Source organism: Microbacterium sp. SORGH_AS_0505 (assembly GCF_030818715.1).
Classification (GTDB): domain Bacteria; phylum Actinomycetota; class Actinomycetes; order Actinomycetales; family Microbacteriaceae; genus Microbacterium.
Map to the genome: position 1 here is coordinate 2,933,041 of NZ_JAUTAT010000001.1, position 19,808 is coordinate 2,952,848.

Annotated in this window: 17 protein-coding genes and 1 pseudogene; 10 read left to right on the plus strand and 8 right to left on the minus strand. The window is 71.8% G+C overall.

Annotated features, from left to right (window positions below):
* Nucleotide 1: 1 nt before the first annotated feature.
* Together hutU and hutH are read right to left on the minus strand one after the other, a co-directional pair.
* A complete protein-coding gene (hutU, locus tag QE428_RS14585; protein ID WP_307470542.1) occupies nucleotides 2-1,666 on the minus strand; it encodes a urocanate hydratase in 1,665 nt (554 codons plus the stop codon).
* On the minus strand, nucleotides 1,663-3,303 hold the full coding sequence (gene hutH / locus QE428_RS14590) for a histidine ammonia-lyase (protein ID WP_307470544.1): 1,641 nt from the start codon (nucleotides 3,301-3,303) through the stop codon (nucleotides 1,663-1,665). The genes hutU and hutH overlap by 4 nt, the downstream gene beginning before the upstream one ends.
* A 52-nt stretch (nucleotides 3,304-3,355) precedes the next feature.
* Here hutH and QE428_RS14595 point away from each other — a divergent pair, with 52 nt between their 5' ends.
* Nucleotides 3,356-4,177 carry an IclR family transcriptional regulator gene (locus QE428_RS14595; protein ID WP_307470546.1) on the plus strand — a complete coding sequence of 274 codons (822 nt, stop codon included), beginning with the start codon at nucleotides 3,356-3,358 and terminating at the stop codon, nucleotides 4,175-4,177.
* Nucleotides 4,178-4,304: 127 nt separating this feature from the next.
* On the opposite strand, the gene QE428_RS14600 is transcribed toward QE428_RS14595, so the two are convergent.
* A complete protein-coding gene (locus tag QE428_RS14600) occupies nucleotides 4,305-5,312 on the minus strand; it encodes a LacI family DNA-binding transcriptional regulator (RefSeq protein WP_307470548.1) in 1,008 nt (335 codons plus the stop codon).
* 158 nt (nucleotides 5,313-5,470) lie between these two features.
* Between QE428_RS14600 and QE428_RS14605 the strand changes: the two are divergent.
* The 7 genes and pseudogenes from QE428_RS14605 (at nucleotide 5,471) to QE428_RS14635 (ending at nucleotide 14,555) form a co-directional block, all read left to right on the plus strand.
* A pseudogene (locus QE428_RS14605) lies at nucleotides 5,471-6,710 on the plus strand (extracellular solute-binding protein).
* 1 nt (nucleotide 6,711) lies between these two features.
* Entirely contained in the window at nucleotides 6,712-7,833 is a 1,122-nt protein-coding gene (locus QE428_RS14610) for a carbohydrate ABC transporter permease (protein ID WP_091354979.1), read from the plus strand.
* Nucleotides 7,830-8,744 (plus strand): carbohydrate ABC transporter permease, encoded by a 915-nt coding sequence (locus QE428_RS14615; protein WP_133399949.1) that lies wholly within the window; start codon nucleotides 7,830-7,832, stop codon nucleotides 8,742-8,744. Before QE428_RS14610 ends, QE428_RS14615 begins: the two co-directional genes overlap by 4 nt.
* Entirely contained in the window at nucleotides 8,741-10,645 is a 1,905-nt protein-coding gene (locus QE428_RS14620) for a glycogen debranching N-terminal domain-containing protein (protein ID WP_307470550.1), read from the plus strand. Before QE428_RS14615 ends, QE428_RS14620 begins: the two co-directional genes overlap by 4 nt.
* 57 nt (nucleotides 10,646-10,702) lie before the next feature.
* On the plus strand, nucleotides 10,703-12,535 hold the full coding sequence (nhaA, locus tag QE428_RS14625; protein WP_307470552.1) for a Na+/H+ antiporter NhaA: 1,833 nt from the start codon (nucleotides 10,703-10,705) through the stop codon (nucleotides 12,533-12,535).
* Nucleotides 12,536-12,545: 10 nt separating this feature from the next.
* A complete protein-coding gene (locus tag QE428_RS14630) occupies nucleotides 12,546-14,192 on the plus strand; it encodes a cyclic nucleotide-binding domain-containing thioredoxin-disulfide reductase (protein WP_307470554.1) in 1,647 nt (548 codons plus the stop codon).
* 18 nt (nucleotides 14,193-14,210) lie between these two features.
* Nucleotides 14,211-14,555 (plus strand): UBP-type zinc finger domain-containing protein, encoded by a 345-nt coding sequence (locus QE428_RS14635; RefSeq protein WP_307470558.1) that lies wholly within the window; start codon nucleotides 14,211-14,213, stop codon nucleotides 14,553-14,555.
* 7 nt (nucleotides 14,556-14,562) lie between these two features.
* Here the strand turns inward: QE428_RS14635 and QE428_RS14640 are convergent, their stop codons facing one another.
* On the minus strand, nucleotides 14,563-15,039 hold the full coding sequence (locus QE428_RS14640) for a YbaK/EbsC family protein (protein ID WP_307470560.1): 477 nt from the start codon (nucleotides 15,037-15,039) through the stop codon (nucleotides 14,563-14,565).
* Between the two features lie 3 nt (nucleotides 15,040-15,042).
* Nucleotides 15,043-15,846 carry a methyltransferase domain-containing protein gene (locus QE428_RS14645; RefSeq protein WP_307470562.1) on the minus strand — a complete coding sequence of 268 codons (804 nt, stop codon included), beginning with the start codon at nucleotides 15,844-15,846 and terminating at the stop codon, nucleotides 15,043-15,045.
* Between the two features lie 109 nt (nucleotides 15,847-15,955).
* Here QE428_RS14645 and QE428_RS14650 point away from each other — a divergent pair, with 109 nt between their 5' ends.
* Nucleotides 15,956-17,029: a Glu/Leu/Phe/Val dehydrogenase family protein gene (locus QE428_RS14650; RefSeq protein WP_091355013.1), complete on the plus strand. Its 1,074-nt coding sequence runs from the start codon at nucleotides 15,956-15,958 to the stop codon at nucleotides 17,027-17,029.
* A gap of 39 nt (nucleotides 17,030-17,068) precedes the next feature.
* On the opposite strand, the gene QE428_RS14655 is transcribed toward QE428_RS14650, so the two are convergent.
* From QE428_RS14655 to QE428_RS14665, 3 genes are read right to left on the minus strand one after another with little or no spacing between them, the layout of a single operon-like run.
* On the minus strand, nucleotides 17,069-17,650 hold the full coding sequence (locus QE428_RS14655) for a hypothetical protein (RefSeq protein WP_307470564.1): 582 nt from the start codon (nucleotides 17,648-17,650) through the stop codon (nucleotides 17,069-17,071).
* On the minus strand, nucleotides 17,651-19,039 hold the full coding sequence (locus QE428_RS14660; RefSeq protein WP_307470566.1) for a hypothetical protein: 1,389 nt from the start codon (nucleotides 19,037-19,039) through the stop codon (nucleotides 17,651-17,653).
* Nucleotides 19,036-19,398 (minus strand): PadR family transcriptional regulator, encoded by a 363-nt coding sequence (locus QE428_RS14665; RefSeq protein ID WP_091355024.1) that lies wholly within the window; start codon nucleotides 19,396-19,398, stop codon nucleotides 19,036-19,038. Before QE428_RS14665 ends, QE428_RS14660 begins: the two co-directional genes overlap by 4 nt.
* 122 nt (nucleotides 19,399-19,520) lie before the next feature.
* Here QE428_RS14665 and QE428_RS14670 point away from each other — a divergent pair.
* The coding region (locus QE428_RS14670) for an SDR family NAD(P)-dependent oxidoreductase (protein ID WP_307470568.1) at nucleotides 19,521-19,808 on the plus strand (288 nt) is incomplete at its 3' end.

The following is a 19,808-nucleotide window of genomic DNA, read 5'->3' on the forward strand; positions in this document are numbered from 1 at the left end:
GTCACGCGTCCAGCATGGGGACGGTGAGGCCGCGTTCGCGGGCGACCTCCTTTGCGCGGTCGTAGCCGGCGTCGACGTGGCGCATGACGCCCGTGCCCGGGTCGTTGACCAGGACCCGCGCGAGCTTCTCGGCGGCGAGCGGCGTGCCGTCGGCGACGGTGACCTGACCGGCGTGGATGGAACGCCCGATGCCGACGCCGCCGCCGTGGTGGATCGACACCCACGCAGCGCCCGATGCCGTGTTCAGCAGCGCGTTGAGCAGCGGCCAGTCGGCGATCGCGTCGGAACCGTCGGCCATCGCCTCGGTCTCGCGGTAGGGGCTCGCGACGGAGCCGGCGTCGAGATGGTCGCGACCGATGACGATCGGGCCCGACAGCTCTCCCGACGCGACCATCTCGTTGAACCTCAACCCCGCGAGGTGGCGCTCCTGGTATCCGAGCCAGCAGATGCGTGCGGGAAGTCCCTCGAAGTGCACCTTCTCGGCGGCCTTCTCAAGCCATCGGTGCAGCGCGGCGTCCTCGGGGAAGAGCTCGGCGACGGCGCGGTCGGTCTTCGCGATGTCCTCTGGGTCGCCCGACAGCGCGACCCAGCGGAACGGTCCCTTCCCCTCCGCGAACAGCGGCCGGATGTACGCAGGCACGAACCCGGGGAAGGCGAAGGCGCGCTCGTAGCCGCCGAGCTCGGCCTCCCGGCGGATCGAGTTGCCGTAGTCGAAGACCGCGGCCCCGGCATCCTGGAATCCGACCATCGCCTCGACGTGCCGCGCCATCGACGCGCGGGACCGCTCCGTGAAGCCCTCGGGATCGGCGGATGCCGCGCCCTTCCAGTCCTCGAACGCGACGCCCGAGGGGAGGTAGGCGAGCGGATCGTGCGCGCTCGTCTGGTCGGTCACGATGTCGATGGGGATGCCGCGGGCCAAAAGCTCCGGGAAGACGTCGGCCGCGTTCCCCACGACGCCGATGGACCGCGCCTCGCCGGCGTCCTTCGCAGCCACGGCGCGCTCGATCGCGGCGTCGAGGTCGGCGGTGTGCTCGTCGAGGTAGCCGTGCTCGACGCGGCGGCGCAGGCGGGACTCGTCGACGTCGACGACGAGCACCGCTCCCCCGTTCATCGTGACGGCGAGCGGCTGCGCGCCACCCATGCCGCCCGCGCCACCGGTGAGCGTGAGCGTGCCGGCGAGCGAGTCGCGGCCGAGCGAGCGCGCAACGGCGGCGAACGTCTCGTACGTGCCTTGCAGGATGCCCTGCGTGCCGATGTAGATCCAGGAGCCCGCGGTCATCTGCCCGTACATCGTCAGGCCGAGGTGTTCGAGCCGCCGGAACTCGGGCCACGTCGCCCAGTCGCCGACGAGGTTCGAGTTCGCGATGAGCACGCGCGGCGCCCACTCGTGCGTGCGGAAGACGCCGACCGGCTTGCCGGACTGCACGAGCAGCGTCTCGTCGGGCTCGAGCTCGTCGAGGGTGCGGACGATCGCGTCGAACGCCTCCCACGAGCGGGCCGCCTTTCCCGTGCCGCCGTAGACGACGAGGTCCTCGGGGTGCTCGGCGACCTCGGGGTCGAGGTTGTTCATCAGCATCCGCTTCGCCGCCTCGGCGCCCCAGCTCTTCGCTGTCCTCTCGGCGCCTCGCTCCGCTCGGACGCTGCGGGTCGTGGTCGTGTCGGTCATGCCTGTTCTCCTTCGAACGGTGCGGCGCTCGGGCGGGGATCTGCGCCCGGGCGGACGGATTCGGGGGGATTCGTCCTCGCGGCGACGGATGTCCGCTCCGCGGCGGGTCCGAACGCGGCGCGGGCGACCTCGCCCGAGACGACGAGCTGCGTCGCGGCCTCGATGTCCGGGGCGACGAAGCGGTCGGGCCCGGGCCCCGCGACGACCGTGCGGACGAGGTCACGGACGGCCCCGGTGACCGGCGCAGGCTGCAGCGGGGCGCGCAGGTCGAGGGCGCGGCATCCCGTCACCACCTCGATCGCGAGCACGCGGGCGAGGCCGTCGATCGCGCGGCGGAGCTTGCGGGCGGCGGCCCACCCCATCGAGACGTGGTCCTCCTGCATGGCCGACGACGGGATCGAGTCGACGGATGCCGGCACCGCGAGTCGCTTGAGCTCCGAGACGATGCCCGCCGCGGCGTACTGCGCGATCATCAGGCCGCTGTCGACGCCGACCTCGTCGGCGAGGAACGGCGGCAGCCCGTTGCTGCGCGTACGGTCGAGCGCCCGGTCAGTGCGGCGCTCGGAGATCGAGGCGACGTCGGCCACGGCGATCGCGAGGAAGTCGAGGACGTACGCGACCGGCGCTCCGTGGAAGTTGCCGTTCGACTCGACGCGACCGTCGGGCGTGACGACGGGGTTGTCGACGGCCGAAGCCAGCTCGCGCTCCGCGACCATGCGGGCGTGGTCGAGGGTGTCGCGCGCGGCGCCGTGCACCTGCGGCGAGCAGCGGAGCGAGTAGGCGTCCTGCACGCGGGTGCAGACGGCCGGATCGCGGTGGCTCGCGACGATCGGCGAGTCGGCGAGCGCGTGGCGCAGGTTCGCGGCCGACACGGCCTGCCCCGACTGCGGGCGGAGTGCCATGAGGTCCGCGGCGAAGACGGCGTCGGTGCCGAGCTGACTCTCGACCGACAGGGCGGCGGCCAGGTCGGCGGTCGCGAGCAGAGTGTCGAGGTCGGCGAGGGCGAGCGACAGCATCCCGAGCATGCCGTCGGTGCCGTTGATGAGGGCGAGCCCCTCCTTCTCCTCGAGGACGAGGGGACGGATGCCGCTGGCCGCGAGCGCCTCGGCGGCGTCGACCTTCGTGCCGTCCGCCGTGCGGACCGGCCCCTCGCCGAGCGCGGCGAGCGCAATGTGCGAGAGCGGGGCGAGATCGCCGGAGCAGCCGAGCGAGCCGTACTCGTGCACGATCGGGGTGATCCCGGCGTTGAGCATCGCGGCGTACGTCTCGACGACCACGGGGCGGACGCCGGTGCGGCCGGTCGCGAGGGTCTGCAGGCGCAGCAGGTGCAGGGCGCGGACCACCTCGCGCTCGGCCTCGGGTCCGGTCCCGGCGGCGTGCGAGCGGATGAGGCTCGCCTGCAGCTGGCGGCGCCGGTCGGTCGCGATGAACGTCGTCGCGAGCGCGCCGAAGCCGGTCGAGATGCCGTAGTGCGGGTGGGGATCGTCGGCGAGCCGCTCGATGAGCGCGCGGGTCTCGGCCGCGCGGGCGAGCGCCGCGTCCGAGACGACGACGTGCGCGTCGTGGCGGGCGACGGCGACGACCTCGGCGGGGGTGAGCGGGGCGTCCGCGAGGACGACGGCGGTGAGGACGGGCATGCGTCGATTCCAGCGCGCGGCGACGGTCCGCGGGAGGCGGACGTGGCATCCTGTGTCTGTGATCCCAGACAAGCCGCGGGCGTCGATCCCAGACAAGCCGCAGGCGCCGGCCCCCGACAGGCCCAAGGTCCCCGCGGCGGATCAGACGCTCCGCATCCTGAGCTTCCTTGCGCACCAGCGCGGGCCCGTCGCGGCGCAGACGATCGCGACGCACCTCGAGCTGCCTCGATCGACGGTGTACCACCTGCTCGCGGCGATGGCGGCGCACGGGTTCGTCGTGCACCTCGACGGCGACCGCCGCTGGGGACTCGGTACCGCCGCGTTCGAGCTCGCCGGCGGCTACGCGCGGCAGGAGCCGCTCGCACGGCTGGGACGCCCCATCGTCGCGCAACTCGCCGACCGCGCCGGCGAAAGCGCGCACCTCGCCGTCATGACCGGGCGCGACGTCCTGTACATCGTCGAGGAACGAGCCCCGCGACGCCCCGCCCTCATCACCGACGTCGGCGTGCGGCTGCCGGCGCACCTGACGGCGACCGGCCGCGCGATGCTCGCCACACTCCCCCGCGAGCAGGTCCGCGCATTGTTCCCCGACGCGGCATCCCTCTCCCCACAGCGCACGGGTCGTGGACCCGGCCGCCCGGGCGAACTGCGCGAACTGCTGCGGCAGACCCGCGCCGCGGGGCACGCGAGCGAGGACGGCGAGGTCACGCTCGGCTTCCGCTCGGTCGGCGTCGCCGTCCGGGACCACGCCGAGTGGCCCGCCGCTGCGATCGCCGTGACCTGGCCCGACGACGCCGCCGCCGACCCCGAGCACCTCGCGACCCTCGCCGCCGAGGCGGCCGCCGAGCTCTCCCGCCGCATCGGCCGGCGGTAGCACGCGACCGAACGGCGGAGATCCCGACGACACGCGCGGGCCGCCACCGGGATCCCCGGCGTGTCGCGGTAATCTCCGCCGTACGGCCGGCGAGCCGCGAACCCCGGCGAGCCGCGAGGCCCGCGCCTCAGCGGACGACGAGGCGCGGCTGGACCAGCACGTGCCCCTCGCCGTCCCCCGCGGCGCGGCGCTCGATGCGGCCACCGCTGCCCATCAGCAGGTCGAGGGTGCCCGCGGCGACCAGCTCGGGCAGCTGCTCGACGCTCGACAGGCCCAGGGCCTCGACCGCGGGGGTGTTGTCGAACCCGATGATGAGCACGTCCGGCCGCTGCGCCGCGACGGCGGCGACGTGCGCGCCGACGGCGAGGGTGTCGCTCGCGCACACGATCGCGTCGACTGCCGTCGTCGCCAGCAACTCCGCGACCCGCTCCCGCGCATCGGCGACCCGCTCCTCGGCCGACAGGCGCAGATCCGGGCGGGCACCGGCATCCGTCATCGCGTCGCGCCACCCGCGCTCGCGGTCGTCTCCCGTCGGCGATCCTGCGGGCCAGCCGAGGAACGCGACCCGCGGGCCGACGGTCAGCGCGTGCTCGGTGGCGGCCCGCGTGCCAGACGCGCCATCGACGTCGACCCACAGGTGCGCGGACTCGTCGGGTGAGGCGGCATCCCACGGCCTGCCGAACGACACGAAGGGCACGCCGCGCTCGGTGAGCCAGGCGATCCGCCGGTCGTCGTACCGGGTGCCCGTGACGACGACGGCCTCGACGTCGCCGGCGTGGACGAGGTCGGACATCCGCCGGATCTCCTCGTCCTGATCGGATGCCGCGTACACGAGCACGCGCAGTCCTCGGTCGCCGGCGCTCTCGGTGAGCGCGTGGACGAACCGGTCGAGCACAACGCCGGAGATTCCACCGGCGTACGGATCGAGGTGGATGCCGATGGTCGCGCTCCGCTGCGTGCGGAGCCGCCGCGCGGAGGCGTGCGGTGAGTAGCCGAGGCGCGAGATCGCCTCCTGCACGCGTTCGCGTGTCGCGGTCTTCACGATGGCGGGCGAGTTGAGGACGTTGCTGACGGTCTGACGCGACACACCGGCCGCCGTGGCGACGTCCTCGATCGTTATCGACTTTTCACTCATCGACGCATCCCGCCCCCTTGACAGTGATGGGACCACCCTCTTACGTTGGTCAGCATTCCACAATTTGATCGTTCAAAGTCGACCGAGATCAGCACGGTCGGAACGATCGCAGCACCGGGATCGAAGGAGATACGGACATGCGACACAGCAGACGACTCATGGCGCTCGGCGGCATCGGCCTCGCCGCCACACTCGCCCTCGCGGGATGCGGAGGCTCGGGCTTCGACGACGGCCCAGCTGCATCCGGCTCCGCCGACGGCGGCGGGCTCACATCGTCCGACGACGCCCTCACGATCATGATCGGCTCGTCCGGCGACGCCGAGACGGCCGCGGTCAAGGAGGCCGTCGCGGCCTGGTCGAAGGAATCCGGCGTCGACGCCGAGGTCATCGCCGCCACGGACCTCACCCAGCAGCTCTCGCAGGGCTTCGCCGGCGGCAACCCGCCGGACCTGTTCTACCTCGCGACCGAACTTCTCGCCGGGTATGCCGACAACGGGTCGGTGATCGCCTACGGCGACCAGCTCGAGAACAAGGACGACTTCTACCCGTCGCTCGTCACCAACTTCACCTACGACGACGAGTTCTACTGCGCGCCCAAGGACTTCTCGACGCTGCAGCTCATCATCAACAAGAAACCTGTGGGATGACGCGGGCCTCACGGATGCCGACATCCCGACCGACTGGGACTCGCTGGCCGCAGCGGCGAAGAAGCTGACCTCGGGCGACACCACGGGTCTCGTCTTCAGCGGCGAGTACCAGCGAGTGGGCGCCTTCATGGCAGAGGCCGGCGGCCGACTGGTCTCGGAGGACGGCGCCACCGCCGTCGCCGACAGTCAGGAGAACACCGACGCCCTCGCCTACGTCAAGGAGCACCTCGCCGACGGCACGTTCGCCTACGCCGCCGACGTCGGTGCGGGTTGGGGCGGTGAGGCGTTCGGCAAGCAGCTGGGCGCCATGACGATCGAGGGCAACTGGATCACCGGCGCGCTCGGCGACTACCCCGACGTCGACCCGCTCGTCGTCGAGCTGCCCGCCGGCCCTGCCGGCAAGGGCACCCTGCAGTTCACGAACTGCTGGGGCATGGCCGCCGACAGTCCCAACCAGGAGGCCGCTCTCAGCCTCGTCGAGTACTTGACGACCGCCGAGCAGCAGCTCGCGTTCTCGAAGGCGTTCGGCCCGATGCCGTCGGTCCAGTCCGCCGCCGATCAGTGGACCACCGACAACCCCGACCTCGCCGCGTTCCTCGCCGGCGCGGACTACGCCCAGGGCGTGCCGACCAACGACGGCGTGTCCGACGTCTTCACCGACTTCAACGCGCAGCTGGCGACTCTGAAGGACGGCGACCCCGCCACGATCCTGCAGAGCGTCCAGTCCAACCTCGAGGCGATCGTCGGCTGACATGGCCTCGCCCGTCACCACCGAACGGGCACCCGAGAAGACCCCTCGCCGCGACCACCGCTCACACGGTCTGCGTCGCGGCGAGGGTGTCGCCGGGTGGCTGTTCGTCTCCCCCGTCGTCGTGATCCTCGGGGTGTTCCTGTTCCTCCCCGTCCTCATGGCGCTCTGGGTGAGCGTCTCGGACTGGGGCGGCCGCGGTAGCCCGCTCTCGCCGAACGTCGACTTCGTGGGGCTCGACAATTACGGCGAGCTGACCTCGGGCCAAGGGTTGCGCAGTCGCGACTTCGGCACGGCGCTGCGCAACAACGCCTGGTACGTCTTCCTCGTCGTCCCCCTCCAGACAGCGCTGTCGCTGTTCCTCGCGGTTCTCGTCAGCCGCCGGATGATGAGGGCGCGCGGATTCTTCCGCACCGCCTTCTACTTCCCGTCCGTGACGAGCTCGGTCGCGATCACGGTGCTGTGGATCTTCCTCTTCAGCGCCGCCGGACCCGTCAACGCGCTGATCGCGGCCGTCACCGGCGGCAAGGGACCGAACTGGTTCAACGACCCCCGCGGCATCGTGCACCTGCTGTTCGGCGCCTTCGGAGTGGATGCCGCGCCCGCCGCGATCTCGCAGCCGGGCTTCCTGGGTCTCTCGGGCTGGGACTGGATCGCCGGGCCCTCGGTCGCGATGAGCGCCTTCATCCTCATGGCGGTGTTCACGACGAGCGGCACGTTCATGCTGCTGTTCATCGCGGCCCTCCAGAACGTCGGCTACGAGCTGACGGAGGCGGGGATGATGGACGGCGCGAGCGCCTGGCAGCGCTTCTGGCGGATCACGCTCCCCCAGTTGCGCCCGACGCTCTTCACCGTCATCACGCTCGGACTCATTGGCTGCTGGCAGGTGTTCGACCAGATCTACACCGGCACCAAGGGCCAACCGGGAAAGACCACCATCACGCCCGCCTACCTCTCGTACACGTCGGCGTTCAGCAATCAGGACTGGGGCATCGGCGCCGCGATCGCCTTCATCCTGTTCCTCATCATCATCGCGTTCACGCTCTTCCAGCGGTGGCTCCTGCGGGAGCGACCCGTCTCGAAGCGCCGCATCCGCGCATACACGCCGAAGGGGGCACGGTCGTGACCGACAGCAGAACCCTCGCTCGCACGAAGACGCTCACCGACGAGCCGATCGGCCGCGCGCCGCGGCGTCGGAGCCGGCTCACCCCGGCATCCCGTGTCGGACAGATCGCGCTGTACGGCATCCTCGCCCTGCTCGCCCTCGTCTACATCTACCCGTTCCTCGTGCAGGTGGCGACCTCGTTCAAGAGCGAGCAGGAAGCGGCATCCAACCCCATCTCGCTGGTCCCGCAGACCTTCACGACGGCCGCGTACGAGCGGCTGTTCCTGAACAGCGACTTCCCGCTCTGGTTCGCCAACTCGGCAGTGGTCACGATCCTCGTCACACTCGGACGCGTGTTCTTCGTCTCCCTCGCCGGGTACGCGCTCGCCCGGCTGCGCTTCCGGGGGCGCGGTCTGATCTTCGCGCTCGTGGTCGGTGTCATGGCCGTGCCCTCTGTCGTTCTGTTGATCCCGCGGTTCCTCGTGCTGAACCAGCTCGGGATGTACGACTCGTACGCCGGCATGGTCCTGCCGCTCCTGGTCGACGCGGCAGGCGTGTTCATCATGAAGAACTTCTTCGAGTCGATCCCGCCGTCGGTCGAGGAGCAGGCGCGCATCGACGGCGCCGGGACCTTCCGGGTCTACTGGTCCGTCGTTCTGCCGATGGCGCGGCCGGCGCTGATCACGATCGTGATCCTGTCGTTCCAGGGATCATGGAACGAGTTGACCCACTTCATCGTGTCGGTACAGTCGCCCGAGCTCTTCCCGCTCACCCGAGGGGTGGCGAGCCTGTCGTCGGGGCAGCTGAGTCAGGGCACGCAGTATCCGCTGAAGCTCGCCGCCGCCGCGCTCATGACGATCCCCGTCGCGGTGGTCTTCTTCATCTTCCAGAAGCGCATCATGAACACCTCCGAAGGAGCAGTCAAGGGATGACCGCAGGCCTCCAGCCCTTCCTGTCCGACGCCGTCGTCGTCCTCCGCGCGCCCACCCAGGTGTGGTCCCGCGCGGACGGCGAGATCGGCGCCCCCTCCCCCGACACCGGATCGATCGACGGCGTCTTCCACGGCGACACGCGCTTCATCCGCGCGACCCGCGTCCGCTACGGGACGGATGCCGCGACCCACGCGCCGGAATGGATCTCACGCTCGGCGGACTCGGCATCCGATGCGCGGTTCGAGGCGCTTCTGCGGCGACTCGACGACCGCACGCCGGACCCGAAGATCCGGCTGACCCGACGCCGCGTCGTCGCCGACGGACGGATGACCGAGGAGTTCACCCTCTTCTCGCATCTGGCGGAACCGGTCGAGCTCGCCATCGAGGTCACCGTGACCCCCGACGCGACGCCGATGCAGCTGGTCAAATCCGGCACGGGCGGCGGTGCCCCGATCGAGCGGACCTCCGCGGGCGACGCCGTCGAGCTGACGGCGGGCGAATCGTCGATGCGGCTGCAGGCGTCCGGCGCCGAGGTGACCGAGGCCGGCGACGACCTCGCCCTGACATGGCGCGTGACCTGCCCGCCGCGGTCGTCCGTCACGGTGTCGTGGCGCGTGGACCTCGACGACCCGTCGCTCGTGGTCCGGGGGACGACGCGGCAGGTCGACTGGGCGCTCGAACCGGTCGAGGGGATCGACCCGCGGCTGTTCCGCTGGCTCCGTCAAGCGCTCGACGACCTCGACGCCCTGCGGCTCACGTTGCCGGGCAATCCCGACGAGTTCTTCGCCGCCGGCGCGCCGTGGTTCTTCACCCTCTTCGGGCGGGATTCGCTGTGGGCGGCGAGACTGTTCCTCTCCGTCGATCCGGGGATGGCGGCATCCGCTCTGCGGGTCCTCGGGCGACTGCAGGGCTCCACCGCCGACCCGGCGACCGCCGAGCAGCCGGGCAAGATCGCCCACGAGCTGCGCGCCGGCACCCTCACGATGCCCGGCGAGGGCATCTCGCTGCCGCCCCTGTACTACGGCACCGTCGACGCGACCCCGCTGTGGATCATCCTCCTCGCCGAAGCGCACGAGGCCGGGATGCCGGAGGCCGAGGTCCGCGACCTCCTCCCCACGATGCACGATGCGCTCGACTGGGTGATCGCGTCCGCGAACGCCGACGGCTTCCTCGACTACGTCGACGAGACCGGCCACGGCCTGTCGAATCAGGGCTGGAAGGACTCGGGCGACTCGATCCAGTGGCGCGACGGGTCGCTCGCGAACGGCCCCATCGCGCTCTCGGAGGTGCAGGGCTACGCCTATGAGGCGGCGGTCCGTGCCGCCGATCTGCTGGACTCGCTCGAAGAGGACGGCGCTGAGCGTCTGCGGTCGTGGGCAGCCGAGCTCCGGACACGCTTCCGCGAGCGCTTCTGGGTCGAGACCCCGGAGGGTCGCTACCCGGCGATCGCCCTCGACCGCGACGGCCGGGCGGTGGACACCCTGACCTCGAACGCAGGTCACCTGCTGGGCACGGGCATCCTCGACCTCGACGAGGAGCGCACGGTCGCCGATCTGCTCATCGGTCCGTCGATGTCGTCCGGCTTCGGCCTGCGCACGATGTCGACGGATGCCGGGGGGTACTGGCCGCTCAGCTATCACGGCGGCAGCGTCTGGGCGCACGACACGGCCATCGTCGCGCGAGGCATGGCGCGCGCGGGCCTCGCGGACCAGGCTCGCGAGCTCGTCGACGGAATGCTGGCGGCCGCCGAGGCGTTCGCGTATCGCATGCCGGAGCTCCATGCCGGTGACGCCGCGAGCGACGTCACCGTGCCCGCTCCCTACCCCGCGGCCTGCCGACCGCAGGCCTGGTCGGCGGCCGCGGCGGTCGTCTGCCACGAGATCCTCACAGCTCCCCGCTGACAGAGACCCGGCGGGGGTGGAGACTGGCATCCGACTCGACCCCCAACCGGAGGATGCATGCCGCGCAAATTCGCTTCGATCGCGGACCACGTGGGCAGGATGGGCCGCACCCGGATGGGGGCGCTGCTCCTGCTGATCGCCACCGCCGCCGCCATCGTGTGGGCGAACATCTCCTCCGAGACCTACAACGGGTTCTGGGACACCCACCTGATGATCGGGCTCGGCGACATCCAGCTCGACTTCACGCTTCATGCGCTCGTCAACGACGCGCTGATGGCGATCTTCTTCTTCACCGTCGGTCTCGAGGTGAGGCGGGAGTTCGCCATCGGCGAGCTCACCAGCTGGTCGCGCGCCGTCGTCCCCGTCGTGGCGGCCGTCGCGGGACTCGCCCTCCCCGCCCTGCTGTTCGTCCTCATCGCGGGTCCGAGCGGGAACGCGGATGCCTGGGGCGTCGTCATCTCCACCGACACGGCTTTCCTCGTAGGCGCCCTGGCGCTCATCGGTCCGCGCGGTTCGGGACGCCTGCGGGTGTTCCTCCTCGCTCTCGCCGTCGTCGACGACATCGGAGCGCTCAGCATCATCGCGCTGGTCTACACCGAGACGTTCACGCCGATGCCGCTCGTGATCGCGGCGGTCGGCCTCGTCGGCATCTACCTCGTCCGCTACGTGCGCGCCGGACGCGGCCCCATCTACGCGACCCTCGCCGTCGTGGTCTGGCTCGCGTTCCTCGCCTCGGGCGTCCACCCCACCCTCGCCGGCGTCGCCATCGCCCTGCTCGTGCCGGTCTACCGGCCCGACCGCCGCGACGTCGAGCACGCCCTCGAACTCGCCCGCACCTTCCGGCAGTCCCCGAGCACCGAGTACGCCCGCGCCGCGGTGAACAGCCTCCGCGAGTCGATCTCGATCAACGAGCGGCTGCAGACCGCGTACGCGCCGTATGTCGCCTACGTCATCCTGCCGCTGTTCGCGCTCGCGAACGCCGGCGTCTCGCTCAGCCCCGACATCCTCGCGGCCGCCGTGACCTCCCCGCTCACCTGGGGCGTCGTCGTCGGCCTGGTCGCCGGCAAGCTCGTCGGGATCTGGGGGTCGACCGCCGTCCTCAAAGCCCTGAAGATCGGCGACTTCGGCCCGGGGCTCTCGCTCGACCGGATCGGCGGCGGTGCGGCCCTCGCCGGGATCGGCTTCACGATCTCGCTCTTCATCATCGACCTCGCGATCGAGGACCCCGACGCGCAGAACCAGGCGCGCGTGGGGGTGCTCGCGGCATCCGTCATCGCCCTCGCCCTCGGGACCGTCCTGTTCCGCATCGCGGACGCCCGGAGCCCCGAGGAGGAGGTCGGCCAGACGCTCGTGCGTCCTGTCGACCCGCGGCGCGACCACATCTTCGGGTCCGCCGACGCCCCGTACGAGATCGTCGAGTACGGCGACTTCCAGTGCGGGTTCTGCCTCAAGGCGTCGGGGTCGATCCAGGAGGTCATGGACGAACTCGGACCGAACCTCCGCTACGTATGGCGCCACGCTCCCCTCACGGTGCAGCACCCCAACGCCCTCGCCGGGGCGGAGGCCTCGGAGGCGGCGGCGAAGCAGGACAAGTTCTTCGAGTTCGAGCGGGGGCTGTTCGCCGACCAGGACAACCAGCTCCCGTCCGACATCGTGCGCCTCGCCGCACGTCTCGGGCTCGACGTGCCGAGGTTCGAGCGCGACCTCACCGCGCCCGACGTGGCGAGTCGCGTCCGCGACGACATGTTCGACGCCGAAGCGATGAACATCCACTCCGTGCCGACGTTCTTCGTCAACGGCCGCCGTCACACCGGCCCGTACGACGCGCAGTCGCTCATCCGGGCGTTGCAGTCGGAATCCGACGCACCGGTCTCGCCCGCGGGTCGGTAGGTTGGGCGCCATGGCGCAAGAAAACGCTCCCATGACGATGGACGCGATGATGTCGCCCGACCTCTCCGACATGCACTGGCAGCGGCTGGTGGCCGCCGCCGTGCCCCAGGACGTCGAGGTCGGCGACTACGTCTTCCGCACCGGCGAAGCGGGCTACGACCTCATCGTCGTCGAGTCGGGCGAGATCGAGATCGTCCGCGACGCGCTCCGCTGGATCGGCGAGGCGGTCATCACGACGGTCGGCCCCGGCCGGTTCGCCGGGGAGCTCGGCATCCTGAACGGCCAGAGCGCGTTCCTGTCGGCCCGGGTGACCAAGGCCGGCCGCGTGCACCGCCTGTCCCGCGCCGCGCTCCGGGAGATCATGAGCGAGGACGACGAGCTCTGCGACCTCATCCTGCACGCGCTGTGGGCGCGGCGCGAGTCGCTGCGGACGGGACCCGCCGCCATGACGCTCAAGTTCGTCGGCACGACGACGTCGAACGACTTCCTGTCGCTCCGGCGCTTCGCCGAGCGGCTCGACCTCGTCCACAAGGCCGTCGCCCTCGCGCCGAGCGACCTCGACACGCTCGACGCGCACGAAGTCACCGCCGAAGACCTTCCCGTCGCCTATGTCCAGGGCGAGCCGATCCCCCGTGCCACCCCAGGACTCGTCGCGGAGCGCCTCGGCCTCAGCTACCGGTCGGAGTCCGATGAGATCGTCGACCTCGTCGTGGTCGGCGGCGGCCCCGCCGGACTCGCCGCCGCCATCTACGGCGCCTCGGAAGGACTGAGCACCGTACTGCTCGACGCCGTCGCGCCGGGCGGGCAGGCGGCATCCACGTCCCGCATCGAGAACTTCCTCGGGTTCCCCTTCGGCGTGAGCGGCGGTGACCTCATCGGTCAGGCCGTCCTGCAGGCGCTGAAGTTCGGGGTCCGCGTGTACGCGCCGTGCGAGGCGGTCGCACTCGCCCAGGTCGGCGCGGACCTGCTCGACGTCACCCTCTCCGACGACCGCGTCATCCGCGCGCGCAGCGCCATCGTCACCTCGGGGGCGGCCTACCGCCGACTCGCCCTCGACCGGTGGGAGGACTTCGAGCGCTCCGGGGTCTACTACGCCGCGACGCCGCTCGAGCTGCGCCAGGTGCAGAACAAGCCGGTCGTCGTCGTCGGCGGGGCGAACTCCGCCGGGCAGGCGGCGCTCTACCTCGCCGCCCACGGCTCCCCCGTGCACCTCGTCATCCGCGGCACGGACCTCCGCACCCGGATGTCCAGCTATCTGGCCGACCGGCTCGCCGAGGATCCGCGGGTGCAGGTGCACACCGCATCCCAGGTCACCGCACTCGACGGGAACGGGACCCTCGAATCCGTCACGATCGACTCGGCCGGCGCGGTCGATGCGCGCGGGCTGTTCTGCTTCATCGGGGCGGACCCCGCGACCTCGTGGCTGCCGGCCATCGACCGCGACACGGACGGGTTCATCCGCACCGGCACCGACGTGGCCGTGCAGTCCATCGCGCAGTGGCGGGACCTCGGGCGGGAGCCGTTCCCGTTCGAGACGTCCGCGCCGCGCGTGTTCGCCGCGGGCGACGTGCGTCGCGGATCGATGAAGCGCGTCGCCGCCGCCGTCGGCGAAGGATCGAGCGCCGTCGCCTCGGTGCACCGCGCCCTGGCCTACTGACCCCATCGAGAGGATGAGATGAGCTCCGACATCGACACCAACGTGGCCCCCTCGGGCGCGGGCTGCGCCGAATGCGATCAACAGGACGGGTTCTGGGTGCACCTGCGCCGCTGCGCGGCGTGCGGACACGTCGGATGCTGCGACACATCACCCGGGCAGCACGCGACGGCGCACTTCCGCGAGACCGGGCACCGCCTCGTGCAGAGCTTCGAGCCCCGCGAGGACTGGTTCTGGGACTACGTCGACGAGACCATGTTCACCGGCCCCGAACTCGCCGAACCCACCAGCCATCCGGCCGATCAGCCCGCTCCCGGCCCGCGCGGCCGCGTGCCCCTGAACTGGCGCGAGCTCATCCACACCTGAGCGCGCGTCAGACGACCGAGACGACCCGACCGCCGGTGAGCCGCACGAGCTCGTCGAACGTCATCGGGAAAACGGTGTGCGGCGTGCCGCCGGCCGCCCAGATCTCGGAGTAACCGGCGAGGTCCTCGTCGACGAGGGTCTCGAGAGGCGCCGGGTGGCCGGTGGGGGCGACCCCGCCGATGGCCTGGCCCGTCGCGTCGCGCACCTGCTCCGGGGTTGCGCGGCTGATCTTCCCTCGCCCGATCCGTGCGGCGAGGGCTGCGGTGTCGACGCGGTGGGCACCGCTGGTCATCACGAGCAGCGGTCGCCCGTCGCACTGGAACACGAGGCTGTTCGCGATCGCGCCGACCTCGACGCCGAGGGCCTCGGCCGCGAGCACCGCGGTCGACGCCGCGTCGGGCAGCACGACGATCTCTCCCGAGATGCCGGCTGCGCGCAGCGCGTCGTGGACGAGGCGGCTGCGTGCGCCGAGGTTCTCCGTCACCGCTCAGCCCCGCGCGAGGATCTCGCCGTGCGGCATGAGCAGCCACCCGTCCGGAGCCGCCGCCCACTCGCGCCACCCGGCCGATATCCGCTCGAGGTCGGCCCGGCCTGCGAGACCCTGCTCGACGGCGTGCTCGGCGTACGAGGAGTGAAGGGCGCGATCGGCCCACGACCCGCCCCACCACGCGCGCTGCTCGTCGGTCTCGAACAGCCACGTCGACGCGCTCACGGTGACGTCCGTGAAGCCGGCCTGGCGGGCCCACGCCTTGAGGCGCCGACCGGCGGCCGGCTCGCCGCCATTGTTACGACCGATGCGCAGCAGCAGGTCGAGCCACTCGTCGAGCGCGGGGATGTGCGGGTGGATGATGATGCCCGCGTAGTCCACGTCGCGCGCCGCGACGAGGCCGTCTGGTCCTGCGAGTCGACGGAACTCGCGCAGGGCGTCGACGGGCCGGCCGAGGTGCTGCAGCAGCTGGTGCGTGTGGACGATGTCGAAGGAGCCGTCCGGGGCGTCGACGGCGTAGGCGTCCGCGGTCTGGAAGGCGACGTTCGTGACGCCTTCCGCGGCGGCGTGGGCCTGTGCCTGCGCGACGACGTCGGCCGAGGCGTCGAGGCCCACGACGCGACCGGGATCCAGCCGGCGCGCCAGGTCGACCGTGATGGTGCCCGGGCCCGATCCGACGTCGAGGAGAGACGCGCCGGGGCGAAGGTGCGGCAGCAGATACCCGACCGAGTTCTCCGCCGTCCGCCAGGTGTGCGCCCGCAGGACGCTCTCGTGGTGGCCGTGGGAATAGCGTTCGGTCTGCATGGGCCACAGCCTAGGCGGGGGGCGATATGCGAGGCAGAATGATGACGGATGCCGCAGATCGGCGGCATCCGCACCGCAGTGCCCACAAGGCCCGTCGACAAGGATCGCGATGACGCATTCTCTGCCCCTGCCCGATTTCACCCACGAGCGCGTGGAGGTGATCACGGGTCGGCGGAGCGGCCTCGTCGTCACCGTCGCCCTGCACTCGTCGACGCTCGGCCCCGCCCTCGGCGGCGCGCGCCTGTGGCGCTACCCGCACTGGTCCGACGCGATGGGCGACGCGCTGCGCCTGTCGGCGGCGATGACGCTGAAGAACGCCACCGCGGGATTGGATGCCGGCGGCGGCAAGTCCGTCATCGCCCTGAGCGAGGCGGACACCCTCGACGCCGATCGGCGCCGGGCCGCGTTCCTGGATCTCGGCGATGCGGTCGAGTCCTTCGGCGGCCAGTACCGGACGGCGGAGGATGTCGGGTCGACGACGGAGGACATGCTCGTCGTCAGCGAGCGGACGGCGCACGTCGTGGGTCTGCCGGATTCGGTGGGCGGCTCGGGCGAGCCCGCCGGCCCCACGAGCCGTGGTGTCTACGCGGCGCTCCGGGCGACGCTCGAGCGCATCGCGGGCTCACCGGAGGTCGCCGGTCGCCGCATAACGATCTCGGGACTCGGTCAGGTGGGCAGCCGGCTCGCCGTCCGGCTGTCGGGTGAGGGTGCGATCCTCACGGTGACCGACGTGAACCCCGCGAAGATGTCGCTCGCCGCAGAGCTCGGTGCGACGTGGGTCGAGCCCGGTGCCGAGCACCTGGTGCCCGCCGACGTGTTCGTCCCGGCAGGTATCGGTGGCGTGCTCACCGACGAGGTCATCGACGTGCTCGCTGCGACCGCGGTCTGCGGCCCCGCGAACAACCCGCTCGCAGACCGCTCCGGCGCAGCCCGCCTGGCGGAGCGGGGCATCCTGTACGCCCCCGACTTCGTCGCGAACGCGGGCGGTGTCATCTACCTCGACGTCGAGGCGCGCACGCCCGGCCACCGCGAGGAGATCGCGACCCGCATCGACGGCATCGGCGACACGATGCGGCGACTCTTCGACGATGCGGCCGCCCGCGGCGTCTCGCCGCTCGACGCGGCCGAGGCCTACGCCGCCGAGCGCCTGTCGACCGGTACCCGCGTTCCGGCGAGCGTCTGACTGTCCGCCCGGGGCCCGCTGCGGCGGGTCCCGGGTCTCTCAGACCGCGACCACCGGCATCCGTCGCCGCATCTCGACGGCGCAGCCGATCAGGGCGACGGCGCCGACCGCGGTCAGCAGGTGGACCGTGACGGCGATGACGCCGAGGACGGGCGCGACGATGGCCCCGCCGATGACGCCGAGCGTCGCCGACGCCCACACCGGGAGGCCGGCGCGGCGCAGGAGCGCGGACCCGGCGACGGCGAGGAAGACGGCGAGCGCGACGACACCGACCGCGGCCAGGCCGACGGCGAGCGCGTCGACCGTCGCCGTGGGCAGTCCGTCGTCGCTCCGCCGGGAGGACGCCCGGACCGCGGCGGCAGCGAGACCTCCGGCCGTTCCGGCGACGACGGCTGCGACGAGGAGCGCCCCGGTGCTGCGGGCGCCGACCAGCCCGCCGAGGTGGGCGACGACCGCGAGCGCGACGCCGATGGCGGCGGGGGCGACCCCACCCGCGACGAACAGGAACGCGTCCGGCGCCTCGATGGAGAGCCATCCGATGCCACCGGTGATCGACGCGACGAGGGCGAGGGATGCCGCGACGATCGCCACCGTCGACCACGCCCAGGCGCGGCGGGCCATTTACGCCACCTGACCCACGACGAGCGAGGGCGCTGAGCTCCGACGCCACGGCAGCACGAGGACGACCAGCGCCAGCACAGGCGTCGCGAAAGCGAGCATCGGCGTGAGCGCCAGGCCCAGGACGAGCGTGTAGGCGAGCGCGATGGCAAGACCCACACCAACGCGGATGCCGGTGGCGGAGCCGTATCCGGTGCTCAGCGGCATCCGCGCGACGATCCACCAGGCGAGCGCGACACCGATCGCCGCTGCCGCGCCCACCCAACCGATCGTGATGTCGCCGTTGCCGTACGTGACCAGATACTCCGTCGCGATGATGAGGAAGCCGGTCGCGGCGGCGACCACCGGTATCCAGACATCGCGACCAGGACGCCGACGCGAGCGGCGCAGCACGACACCGAGCGCGACCAGGGCGGGGATCATGCTGACGGCGAGGATGACGATGCCCTCCCGCATCGCCACCGTGTCGTCCCCCCGCGCCGTGGACGACCACGCAGCACCGGCGAACGCCCAGGCCATCCCCACCGCACCACCGGAGAGCGCGATCCCGGCGAGGACGCGGCTGAGGGCCGCCCCACCCACCGAGGAGTGCGGTGCGGCGGGCACCGGCACGGGCGCCGCCGGTGCGACGGCATCGGGTACGTCACGTCGGACGCCTCGCGTGCGGGGCAAGGCCGCGACGACGAGCACGACGATCGCCACGACCGCGGTGGTCCCGGGCGAGAAGAAGACGAACGCCCCCGTGACCGGGGCGGCGATGATCGCCACGACGATCGCGAGGAGCCCGGCCGGACGCCCGAGACCCACGCGTCGAAGCGCGGGAGCGATGAGCAGGGCGAACGCGATCGTCGTCAGCAGGACGCCGGCGCCCGCGAGCGGCACCGTCATCCCGGCCAGCCCCGTCTGGGGGAGCCCTGCGTCCGCAGCATCGAATCCCTGACTCCACCCGATCCCGGCGAGCCCGCTGCACACCCCGGCGAGGGCGAGGGACACGATCGCGATCAGCGCCGCACCGTCGCGGAGAAGGGCGACGGCACGCAGCAGCGCGACCAGGGCGATTCCGGTCGCCGCAGGCGCCACACCCGTCATCGCGAACAGCATCGGCTCGTGGAACGCCTGCCCGCCGCCGGTGATGAACAGGATGCCGATCTGCCCCGCGGCGGTCGCGAGGATCGCGAGGGATGCCGCCACGATCGCGGCCGTCGCACCCAGATGAGCGCCCAAACCGTGGACGATCGCGGAACGCGTCTCGGCGCCGGTGGGTCCCGCTCGTCCGGTGCGCTCGGCCTCGTCGAGCATCATGGCGATCAGCACGTCGCCGTGCGCACGGCGCCACGAACGGGGGTACCAGGCCAGCAGGCGACGGAACCGTCGCTCGTCGAGCCCGCTCATGCGATCGCCGTCCGGCCGAACCCCGGCTGGATCGCGGGACGGCCCGCGGCGCGCAGCCGCTCGCGCGCCACGCGGGCCTGGTGCTCGAGCGCGGTGATCTCCGCCTCGAGGGCCGCGCTCCCGGCATCCTCGATCGCGAAGTACCGCCGGGCGCGACCGCCGACGACCTCTTCGCCGTCTGCACGGATCAGCCCCTCGCGCTCGAGCCGCTCGAGCGCGGCGTAGAGGGTCGTGACCTTCATCGCCGCGCGCCCGGACGAGGCGGCATCCACCTCGCGCAGGATGTCGTAGCCGTGCCGTCGCCCGCCGGCAAGCGCCGTGAGGATCCAGAAGCCCGTCGGGCCGAGTGTCGATGCCATGCGTCATTCATACTCCACCAACGGGCATATTCCCACGATTGATTCTTTACGGGACACGGCAGCCTCGCCATACTGAGGGACCACCCGCACTTGTTCATATGTACAACTTCCCTGGAGGCCCCATGCCCGGCGCGATCGTCATCACGGGAGCGAGCTCGGGGATCGGCGCCGGGTTCGCGCGCCGCTTCGCGGCACGCGGTCACGACGTCGTGCTCATCGCCCGACGCGCCGAGCGGCTCGAGGCCCTCGCCGAAGAGGTCCGGGGGCTGCACCGTGTCGAGGCCGCCGTGCTCGCCGCCGACCTCGCCGACCCCGCGGCGCCCGCGGCGATCGCGCGAGAACTGTCCGAGCGCGGCATCCGCCCCGCGGGTCTCGTCAACAGCGCCGGATTCGGGACGGCATCCGCCTTC